The sequence below is a fragment of the Streptomyces bambusae genome (assembly GCF_019400985.1).
In the GTDB taxonomy this organism is placed as follows: domain Bacteria; phylum Actinomycetota; class Actinomycetes; order Streptomycetales; family Streptomycetaceae; genus Streptomyces; species Streptomyces bambusae_A.
In genome coordinates, this window is sequence record NZ_WTFF01000255.1 from 1 (window position 1) to 10,475 (window position 10,475).

Consider the following 10,475-nt stretch of genomic DNA (forward strand, 5'->3'; position numbering starts at 1 on the left):
CCCGCAGGCCCGGGCGGCCGGGGCCGGCCGGCGGGGGCGGAGTCCTCCTCCGCCGGTCGGCGGGCAGCCGGAAGCAGCAGGTCCACCGGGCCCTGCGGGGCGGCGTTCGTCATCGGCCAGGGCTCAGCGGACATACCCGAGGTCCTTCATTCCGGCGGCCAGCAACTCCAGGGCGTGCACGGAGCGCACCGACGGGTCCAGCTCGACGCCCGGCACTTCCAGGATCTTGTCGTCGCGGACCGCCGCCAGCTTGGAGACCACCGGGTGCCCGGCCAGTGCGGCCCGCTTCTCGGCCGCGCTGTCGCCCGGCCGGCCGCGCTCGGACAGGTCGCCGATCACGATGAAGTCCGGGTCCCGCTCGGCCACTTCCTCCCAGGAGACCTCCGGCCAGTCCTCCGCCACGTCGTCGAAGGCGTTCCTGGCCCCGACGATCCGGCTCATCTCGCTGGGCAGGCCGCTCCTGCCCGCCACGTACGGCATGCCGTTGAAGACGGAGTAGAGGTAGACGACGGTCGGCCGGTCCGCGCCCTGGGGAACCTTCGTGGCGGTCTGCGCCGCCCTGGCGACCGCGGCGCGCTGGTCCGCGGCGAGCCTGCCGGCCCGCTCCTCGGCGCCGAACAGCCTGCCCAGGTCCTCGTAGTCGGAGAAGAGCAGCTCGAAGGGGGTCCGGCCGGGCGGGTTCTGCTGCGGGCAGTCCACGGCGCTGACGAACGTGGGGACCTTGAGGGCGGCCAGCTCCTCGCGGGTGCCGGCCCGGTCGTGGGTGTAGAGGTCCGCGGAGCCGGCGACGACGAAGTCGGGGGTGGCGGCGCGCAGTTGCTCGGGGGTGGCGATCTTCGGGGCGATCACCGGGATCCCGGCGTACGCGGCTTCGTACCGGGCGGGGATCTTCGTCTTGAGGTTGGCGGTGCCTGCCATCCGGTCCTGGAGGCCCAGTTCGAGCAGGGTCTCGGTCGAGGTCTGGTCCAGGGCGACGGCCCGCTGCGGCGGCGCGGGGACGGACACCCGGCGGCCGCAGCTGGTGACGGACACCGCCCGGGCGGAGGCCCGTGCCGGGGGCCTGCCGTCCGCCGCGGAGCCGTTGTTGCCGGCGCCGCCGGCTGCGGTCGCGGAACAGCCCGCGGTGGCGAGGACGACGGTGAGGGCGATGCCGAGTCGGGCGGGATGGCGCATGGGATCTCCGGTCTGGGAGGTGTGAAGGGCGGATCGGGCGTGGTGGTGCACCGGGCAGGAGCGCCGCGTTCGAAGGGTACTGTAATGGTAATCATTTCCATTAACGACCTCGGGTGGCGGTTCGCCGAGCCGCCACCCCCGCCTCCGAGGAGCAACCACACCGTGTCGACCACATCCACGCCGGCAGTGGCCAAGGCCGCTGCCCCGCCCCCGCGTTCGGTCCTCCGCGACACCGCATTCCTGCGCCTGTGGGCGGGTACCACCGCCTCCGGGCTCGCGACCTGGGCCCTGCCCTTCGTCCTCGGGCTCGCCGTTCTCCATCGCGACCTCGGCGCCGCCGGCCTCGGCCTGGTCCTCGCCGCCCGCACCGCCGGATTCCTCCTCGCCGTCGCCGTCGGCGGCGTGTTGGCCGACCGGCACGCGCGCCGCACGGTCGTCCTCTGGTCCGCCCTCGCGGCGGCGATCGCCGCGCCCCTGCTCGCCGCCGGACTCGGCCGCTCACTCGTCCTCATGACCGCCGCGGCCGCCCTCGCGGGTGCGGGGCAGGGCGCCTGCCGGCCCGCGTTCCAGGCGCTCACCGCCGAGGTCGTCGCCCCCGAGCTGCGCCAACAGGCCAACGCCGCCATGACCATGGCCGTACGCGGCTCGACGCTCGCCGGCCCGGCCCTGACCGCGCTGGTCGCGGCCTTCGCCGACATCTGGACGATGCTGCTCGGCATCGGCCTGCTCTGGCTGGTCGCCGCGCTCGTCCCGGGCAGGGGGGCTGCGGCCGAGCCGGGCGCGGGGCGGGAGCCGGCTGCGGAGCCGGGGGCGGCCGCGCAGGCGGGGTCGTCCGTGGAGCCGAAGCCGGCGGCGCAGGCAGGCGAGTTCGTGGAAACGCAGTCGCGGTCGGGGTCGCGGTCCGGAGCGGGAGCCGTCCCGCGCGCCGCGCGCCCCGGCTTCCGTGCCGAGTTCCTCGACGGCATACGCGAGGCGCGACGCCACCCCTGGTTCCTCGCCGGGCTCGCCGCCCTCGCCGCGGTCATCGCCCTCGGCTACTCCGCCACCAGCGTCGCGCTGCCCCTGATCAGCCGGGACCGTTACGGCACCGAGTGGGTGCTGGCCGCGGCCATGACCGCGTACACCGTGGGCGCGCTCGGCGGGGCCCTGGTCATCGCCCGCTGGCGGCCGCGCTCCCAGGGCTGGGCGGCCTTCGCCGGGCTGGCCGCGTACGGTGTCGCCCCGCTGAGCCTGATGCTGCCCGTGCACCCGGTCGTGGTCGTCGCCGCGTACGCCGTCGCCGGGATCGGGATCGAGCTGTTCAACGTGCCCTGGTTCACGGCCACCCAGCGCGAGGTCGCCCCGGACAAGCTGGCCCGGGTCTCCTCGCTGGACTTCCTCGTCTCCTACGGGCTGGCACCGGTCGGCCTGGCCCTGATCGCGCCCGCCATCGATCTCTTCGGGGTGACCGCCGTACTCGCCGCGTGTGCCGCCGCCTGCTTCCTCGTACCGGCCGCGGCGGCGCTGGTGCCGACCGCCCGCCACTTCGCGCGGGCGGCCGGGACCGGGACCGGGACCGCGGCCGGGGCTGGGGCCGGGGCGACGAAGGGCTGACCGCCGGGGCGATGCCACGGACGGTGACGGGTCACGGTCACCGCCCGACGGTGTTCATCAGGATGATCGCCGCGAGGTTCGCGAGGATGACCGTGACGGTGGTGATGATCATGACCCAGGCCCGGGCCGACTCGTCCAGCTGCACCCGCCACCTCCCGACCGGGACGCACCGTCCCCTCGTCGCGCCGGGTGCCCGAGCGCGGGCACGCCGGTCCTCCGCCATGGTGACCCGGATTCGCGAGGCGCACATCCCGGGCGGGCGGCGGCCGGACCCGGCGCCGGACCCGGCGGCGGCCCGGCGGGGTCCTCAGGGGGTGGTTCGGGCCGGGAAGGTGAAGGTGTAGCCCCGTGCGGTGAGCCAGGGCAGGTACTGCTTGAGGGCCGCGACGGTCTCGCTGCGGTCGCCGCCGCCGTCGTGGAAGAGGACCGTCGGCCGTTCGGGCAGCTCGTTCTCGACGGCGGAGACGATGGCGGGCAGGCCCGGCCGGCTCCAGTCCTTGGGGTCCACGCTCCAGCCCAGGGGCCGCATCCCGTTCGCGGCGGCGATCGCGCGGCTGGCGGGGGTGAAGGCGCCGCCCGGCGCACGGTAGTACGTGACGGCGACACCGGGAACGGCCTTCTCGATCATGGCCTTGCCGTCCAGGATCTGCTGCTGCTGGTACGCGACGGGCTTGTGGTCCATCGTCACGTCGTGATCGGCGGAGTGGTCGCACAGCTGGTGCCCGTCGGCGGCGACCGCGCGCACCAGCTCCGGGTACTTCTGCGCACGGGTTCCGACGATGCAGAAGGTGGCCTTGACGTGGTGCTGCCGCAGCACCTGGAGGACCTGCGGGGTCCAGCGGGGGTCCGGGCCGTCGTCGATCGTGATGGCGATGTCACGGCCCGATCCCGAGCCCGAGCCCTGGGCCAGCCGGGAGATGCCCTGCGGGATCGCGGCGGCACCCGGGGCCGACCCGGAGGAGCCGGAGGAGCGGGAGGCGCCGGCGGAGCGGGAGGAGCCGCTGGAGCCGGAGGAGGCCGCGGCCGAGGACCGGTCCGTGGAGCCGTCCGTCGCCGCGAGGGCCGGCGCGGTGAAGGCCGGTGCACCGGCCGCCGCCAGGAGGCCGAGGACGGCCGCCACGGCGGCGGAACCCGCCCGTCGGCGACGTACGGAACTGCTGGTCATGCCCATGGACGCGTTCTTCCTCCGCATTCGGTCCCCGGAGCCTGCGGGGCCGGTCCCCCGGAAATCGCAGGGGGAGGGGCTCGGGAGCCATGCCATCGACGCTAGGAAGCCGGTCCTCCCCTGGTCAAGGGAGGGTGGGCCGACTCACAGGCCGCCTGCCCCCGCCTCCGGGCGGCGCAGCGGGGCCCCGGGGAGCCGGCGCCGTTCCCGGCCCCGCCGCCGCGGGTGCGGTATATGTCCCCTGGGCTCATCAGCTGCCCGCGAAGGGAGTGGTTGCCGTGGAGCGGACGACCTGCTGCGTGGTGGGAGGCGGGCCCGCCGGCATGGTCCTGGCCCTGCTGCTGGTCCGGGCCGGGGTGGAGGTGACCGTACTGGAGAAGCACGGCGACTTCCTGCGCGACTTCCGCGGCGACACCGTGCACCCCTCCACCCTGGCGCTGCTGGAGGACATCGGCCTCGCCGAACGGTTCGCCCGGCTGCCGCAGCGCCGGGTGACCTCGGTGCAGCTGCCCATCGGGCCGGACCGCTCCCTGGTCACGGTCGGGAACATCGGGGCGCTGCCCGGGAAGTACAACTACGTCGCGATGGTGCCCCAGTGGGACCTGCTCGACCTCCTCGCGGACGAAGCGGCCAAGGAGCCGTCGTTCCACCTGCGCATGGACACGGAGGCGACGTCCTTCCTGATCGAGCGCGGACGGGTCACGGGCGTGCGCTACCGCACCGCGGACGGCGGCACGGGCGAGCTCAGGGCCACCCTGACCGTGGCCTGCGACGGCCGCGGCTCGCTCGCGCGGGCGCTGCCCGAACTCGGCCTGGAACACTTCCCGTGCCCGATGGACGCCTGGTGGTTCCGGCTGCCGCGCCGCGAGGGGGACCCCAGCGGGCTCGTGGGAGGCCTGGGGGAGAGGTTCTTCACCGCGCTCATCGACCGCGGCGACTACTGGCAGTGCGCGGTGCTCATCCCCAAGGGAACCGACGCCGACCGCCGCGCCGAGGGCCTGGAGCGCTTCATGGACCGGTTCACGGCCGCCGCCCCCTGGCTGGCCGACCGCGCAAAGGCCCTCACCTCCTGGGACGACGTGAAACTGCTCGACGTACGCCTCGACCGGCTGCGCCGCTGGCACCGCCCCGGGCTGCTGTGCATCGGCGACGCCGCCCATGCGATGTCCCCGGTCTTCGGCATCGGCATCAACCTCGCCGTGCAGGACGCGGTGGCCGCGGCCCGCTACCTCGTCGGGCCGCTGCGCGAGGGCGCCGTGGGCCTGCGCGACGTACGCCGCGTCCAGCGCCGGCGCCGGCTCACCACCGTGGCGACCCAGGGCCTCCAGCGAGTCGCCCACACCCGGGTCATCGAGCCGCTGCTGGCGGGCCGCGCCGCGTTCGGCAACCCGCGGCGGGCGAAGCGGATGGCCGAGCTCGTCACCGAGTCCCGGTGGCTGAACCGGGTCCCGGCCTACTTCCTCGCGTACGGCGCCCTGCGCGAGCGGCCCCCGAAGGAATCGCTGCGCTGACCGAAGGGACCGGTCCCGGCCCGGGCGGTGGCTACGCGCCGTCCTCCGGCCGTGGCGGGGGCCGTCCCGGTCGCTCTGCCCGTTCCCGTCCCGGTTCCCGCTCCCCGTCGACGAGCGGAGGGGCCCTGTCCACGTCCTCCTCCAGGGCGTCGTCGCCCGCGTAGGCGCGGAGCGAGCCGATCACCGTGTTGGCGACGGCCACCAGCGGGACGGCGACGACCGCTCCGCCGATACCGGCGACCAGCCCGCCGGTGGCCACGGCCAGGACCACGGCCAGGGGGTGGACCCGGACCGCGCGCCCGAGGATGAACGGCTGCAGCACGTGGCCCTCGATCTGCTGGACGGCCAGGACCACCAGCAGCGTCATGAACGCGGTGAACACACCCTGCGTGACCAGCGCGACGACGACGGCGAGCACGCCGGAGGCGACGGCGCCGACCAGGGGCACGAACGAGGCCAGGAAGATCACCACGGCGATGGGCACGGCGAGCGGGACGCCGAGGAAGTAGATGCCCACCCCGATGAAGACGGCGTCGATCAGGGCGACGACCACCGTGCCGCGCACGTACGCGGTGAGCGTCCGCCAGGCCCGCGGGCCCGCGTCGGCCACGGCCGGCCGGGCCGCGGCCGGCACCAGCAGGAGCGTCCACCGCCAGATCCGCCTGCCGTCGTACAGCAGGAAGAGCGTGGAGAACATCACCAGCAGCAGGCCGGTGATCACCTCCAGCAGGACGGTCACCCCCTGGAGACCGGTCGAGGTGATCTTGCTGGAGCTGGTGCCGATGGCATCGCTCAGCTGCTCGGCGATGTCGTTGATCTGTTGCTCGGTCACGTGGAACGGGCTGTCGAGGAGCCACTGCTTCAGCTCCGCGATGCCCTCCTGGAGCCGGCCGGACAGGTGGGGAAGGTTGTCGAGCACCTGCCATACGACGAACCAGCCGGCCAGGCCGAGTACGACGAACCCGCAGACCGCGGTGCCGACGGTGGCGAGCCCCCGGGACAGCCCGCTGCGGTGCAGCCGGGCGACCGTCGGCTGGAGCAGCGCGGTGACCAGCAGCGCGACGACGAATGCGAGGACCACGAGCCGGACGGAGCTGATCACCCGCATCAGGACCCACACGGAGGCGGCGAGGACCAGGAACCGCCAGCCCACCTCGGCCGCCACCCGGATGCCCCAGGGCACCGCCTGGGCCGGGGCCTGGGGGCGGGGCCGGCGGGCCGGCGCCACCGGTTTCGGTGCGACGTCCTCCTCGTACTCGGCCGCGCGGCGCGCCCGGGCCTGCGCAAGACGCTCACGGAACGCGGCCGCGCGGCTCCTCGCACGGTCGAGCCACCCGTGGCCTTCGGGCATCGCGTACCTCCATCCGTACGCCGATCCGCCGAGGGATGTTCCTGCGTTCCTGCGTTCCTGCGTTCCTGCGTTCCTGCGTTCCTGCGTTCCTGCCGCCGGGCGTCTGCCCACTTCCGCTCTGCGGTACCCCTCGGGGGACGGGGAAGCCCGGGGCGCCTTCAGGGCGCGCCGGCCGGGCGGCACTCGGTCGTGTCTTCCGGGTGGTGCCCGGGGTGGTGACTAGCCTGGAGGTATGACTCCCTCCGCCCGTCCCGGTCATGCCCCCGTCCCGGAGCGGTACACCGTCGTGCTGCGTCCGGGGCCGCCCGGAGACCCGGCCTCGGACTCCCACGGCGGCGAAGCCGTCCTGCGCACCGCCCAGGTGGAGGCCACCGGCGCCGTCGGAGTCTCCGGCTACCCGTGCTACGTGGGCGAAGGCGTGCAGGCCGAGATCGACCCGGATTCGCGAGCCGTCGAGGCCGTCACCGTCGACGGCGCCGAGCTCCCCTACGGCTGGGTCGCCCAGATCGCGGAGGACCCCCGCCAGAGGTGACGCCCAGCGGGCCGGCGGCCATGGGCCACATGGACTTCCGGCGGACGCGGCGCACCCGGCGAGCCCGCGTAGAGTGGTCCGACCACCTTACGTACAGTGGGAATTGCTGGGGGTGTCGGCCATGGAACGACAGCCCGCCGGGGGCGGCGAGTACGACGCGTTCATCTCCTACAGCCACACCTGGGACAAGGAGCTCGCGAAGGCCTTCCAGAGCCGATTACAGGCCTTCGACCGTCCCTGGTACCGGTCGAGAAGCCTCAGGCTGTTCCGCGACGAGACCAACCTGGCGGCCAGCCCCCACCTGTGGAACGAGATCGAGCGGGGGCTGGCCGGATCACGGTGGCTGGTACTGATGGCGAGCCCGCCGGCCGCCGCCTCCCCCTGGGTGCGCAAAGAGATCCGCTGGTGGCTGACCCACCGGTCCGCCGACACCGTCCTCATCGCCTGGACCGACGGCACGCTCGTCTGGGACGACTCCCGGACGTCGTTCGACTGGTCGCGGACCGACGCCCTGCCGCAGGAGGAGATGGCCCGGGCGTTCGACCAGGAGCCCCGCTGGGTGGACCTGCGCTGGCTGCGCCGCCCCGAGCAGGCCGACGGGGCCGACCCGCGGATGGTCGAGTGCATCGCCGAGTTCGCCGCCCCCCTGAAGGGCAGGTCCAAGGACGAGCTGATCGGCGACCACGTACGCCAGCACCGCCGGACGCTGCGCGTGGTGCGGGCCACGGTCGCCGTGCTCACCGTGCTGCTCCTCGCCGCAGTGGCCGGCGGCGTCACCGCCTACACCCAGCGCAACACCGCCCGCGCCCGGACCCTGGTGGCCCAGTCCCGGCAGCTGGTGGCGGAGGCCTCCTCCATCCGCGACGCCCAGCCCGACCTCGCACGCCAGCTGCTGGTGCAGGCCTACCGGCTCGCCCCGACCGCCGAGGCGGCAGGGGCGCTCGTCGAGAGCCGTACCCTGCCCCGGGTCGTCCACGGGCGGGGCACCGTCCGTACGGCCGCGTACAGCAGCCGGGGACTGCTCGCCGTGGCCGACGACGGCGTCCGGCTCTTCGACGCCACCGGCACCGTCCGCACGACGCTGGACGAGTCGGACAGCAGCGTGGCGACCGTCGCCTTCGGTCCGGACGGCCTGCTGCTGGCGATCGCCGGAGCCGAGGGCGAGGTACGGCTCCTCGACGTGTCGGCCCCGGACCGCCCCCGCACCCTGGCGGTGCTGTCCACGGGGGTGCCCGACCCGCAGCGGATGCTGTTCACCCCCGGTGGGAGGCTGCTCGTCCTCGCGTACAAGAGCGGCGCCCTCCTCGACGTCCAGGACCCCGCCCGCCCCGGCCTCCTGGGGCCGCTGCCCGGCGCCGTCGTCGGGGCCGGTCCCACGGGCTCGCCGCTCCTCACGTCGGAGGGCGCGCAGATCCGCCTGTGGACGCTGTCCGAGTCCGGCCGGCCGGCCCCGGCCGCCGTCATCCCCGATCCCTCCGGCGGGGCGAGACACCCCGAACACCGTGCCGCGTTCAGCGCGAACGGCCGGATCCTCGCCGTCGGCGGCGCCGACAACCGGGTGCGGCTGTGGGACGTCACGGATCCCGCCCGTCCGGCAGCGCGGGCGGAGCTCTACACCCAGGGCCGCGCCGGCATCGACACCCTGGCGCTGTCCCGTGACGGAACGACCCTGGCGACGGGCGGCAGGGACGGCGAGATCGGCCTGTGGGACGTGTCCGACCCGCTGCGCCCGCGCGCCGGCGCCCGCCTGACCGGGCACACGGACGCGGTGCGCGGCCTCGATTTCAGCCCGGACGGGTACGCCCTGGCCTCCGTCGGCGGCGACGGAGCGGCACGGAAGTACTCCGTCGACGCCGCCGACAGCACGGTACGCGTGTGGCCCGTGTCGGGGACCGACCGCAGTTCCGCGGCCACGACCCTGCCGACCAGGGGGGCCTTCCCGCCCTCCTTCAGCCGGGACAGCCGCCTGCTGGCCGCCGGCGGCGAGCCCACCACCGTGTGGCGGACGGACGACGGGGCGCCGCCGTCGCGGCCGGCGGCCACCCTGGAGACGTTCAACAACGGCGGCCAGGCCGCGGCCTTCGCACCCGACGGACGCACCGTCTACTCCGGCCTGCCCGTGGTCGCATGGGACATGACCGACCCGGCGGCCCCGCGCCGACTGACCGAGCAGGTGACGCGCCGGCAGAGCGCGGTGGGCGTCGCCGTCAACCCCGTGCACCCCCTGGTGGCCACGAGCGCCAACGAGCGCGGGGGCTCGCAGCTGTGGAACGTCCGGGACAGCTCCCGTCCCGTGCCGGTCGGCCCGCTCACCGGCGCCGGGCCCGATCAGCACACGCTCTCCTTCAGCCCCGACGGCGCCCTGCTCGCGGGTCTGAGCGAGGAAGGGACCGTACGACTCTGGCAGGTCTCCCCGAACACCCCGCCCGCCGTGGCGGGAAGCCTCGCCACGGCGGGCGGGAAGGGCACCGCCGTGGCCTTCGGCCCGCGCGGCCGTACGCTGCTCGTCGGCGACGACACCGGGGCGGTCACCGTCTGGGACGTCTCGCTGCCCGGGCGGCCCGTACGCAAGGGCTCCTCCGCCCGGCACACCGGCGCGGTGAGGGGACTCGCCGTCCATCCCGACGGCGCGCTCGCGGCCAGCGCCGGCAATGACGGCCGCATCCGGCTGTGGGACGTGGCGGATCCGGATCGCCTCGTCGAGATCGCCTCGCTCACCGGGGGAGGGCTCCACCCCGCCGCCGGCCTCGCGTTCAGCCCGGACGGCCGGCTGCTCGCCGTCGGCGGCGACGGGGGCACGCGGCTGTGGAGCGTGGACCGGGCCGCCATCCTGCGGCGGCTGTGCGCGGAGTCCCCCCGCATCACCCGCGAACAGTGGGACCAGTACCTCCCCGACCACCCTTACGACCCCCCGTGCGCCTGAGCGCACGCACAACGGAGGACACCGTGACAGCAACCGGCTTACGACGCTCCCCCCGACGCTGCACCCCGGTCACCGCACTGCTCGCGCTTCTGCTGCTGACCGGCGCGTGCAGTTCGCCCCGCCCCGCGCCCCCGGTCCCGAGCGGCGGGCAGACGTCCGCCGGCCCGGGCGCCGGCTCGGGTGCGGACTCGGGTGGCGGGTCGGACGCCCGTGCCGCCGTCGGCTCG

7 protein-coding genes and 1 pseudogene are annotated in these 10,475 nt (G+C 74.9%); 5 read left to right on the top strand and 3 right to left on the bottom strand.

Annotated elements, in window-relative coordinates:
* Positions 1 to 123 precede the first annotated feature (123 nt).
* A complete protein-coding gene (locus GPJ59_RS27240) occupies positions 124 to 1,173 on the bottom strand; it encodes an ABC transporter substrate-binding protein (RefSeq protein ID WP_219670352.1) in 1,050 nt (349 codons plus the stop codon).
* Between the two features lie 162 nt (positions 1,174 to 1,335).
* On the opposite strand from GPJ59_RS27240, the gene GPJ59_RS27245 reads away from it, so the two are divergent.
* Positions 1,336 to 2,766, top strand: coding sequence for an MFS transporter (locus GPJ59_RS27245; RefSeq protein ID WP_308120511.1), 1,431 nt, complete (start codon positions 1,336 to 1,338; stop codon positions 2,764 to 2,766).
* A gap of 307 nt (positions 2,767 to 3,073) precedes the next feature.
* Here GPJ59_RS27245 and GPJ59_RS27250 read toward each other — a convergent pair whose 3' ends face one another.
* Positions 3,074 to 3,931 (bottom strand): polysaccharide deacetylase family protein, encoded by an 858-nt coding sequence (locus tag GPJ59_RS27250; RefSeq protein WP_219670354.1) that lies wholly within the window; start codon positions 3,929 to 3,931, stop codon positions 3,074 to 3,076.
* A gap of 278 nt (positions 3,932 to 4,209) precedes the next feature.
* On the opposite strand from GPJ59_RS27250, the gene GPJ59_RS27255 reads away from it, so the two are divergent.
* Positions 4,210 to 5,442, top strand: a complete 1,233-nt coding sequence (locus GPJ59_RS27255) for an FAD-dependent oxidoreductase (RefSeq protein ID WP_219670355.1) — start codon at positions 4,210 to 4,212, stop codon at positions 5,440 to 5,442.
* 31 nt (positions 5,443 to 5,473) lie between these two features.
* On the opposite strand, the gene GPJ59_RS27260 is transcribed toward GPJ59_RS27255, so the two are convergent.
* Positions 5,474 to 6,793: an AI-2E family transporter gene (locus tag GPJ59_RS27260; RefSeq protein WP_219670356.1), complete on the bottom strand. Its 1,320-nt coding sequence runs from the start codon at positions 6,791 to 6,793 to the stop codon at positions 5,474 to 5,476.
* A gap of 232 nt (positions 6,794 to 7,025) precedes the next feature.
* Between GPJ59_RS27260 and GPJ59_RS27265 the strand changes: the two genes are divergently transcribed.
* The 3 genes and pseudogenes from GPJ59_RS27265 to GPJ59_RS27275 form a co-directional block, all read left to right on the top strand.
* Entirely contained in the window at positions 7,026 to 7,325 is a 300-nt protein-coding gene (locus GPJ59_RS27265; protein ID WP_258024993.1) for a hypothetical protein, read from the top strand.
* Between the two features lie 121 nt (positions 7,326 to 7,446).
* Positions 7,447 to 10,248, top strand: coding sequence for a toll/interleukin-1 receptor domain-containing protein (locus GPJ59_RS27270; protein ID WP_219670357.1), 2,802 nt, complete (start codon positions 7,447 to 7,449; stop codon positions 10,246 to 10,248).
* A gap of 23 nt (positions 10,249 to 10,271) precedes the next feature.
* Positions 10,272 to 10,475, top strand: a pseudogene (locus GPJ59_RS27275) (hypothetical protein); the annotation flags it as partial.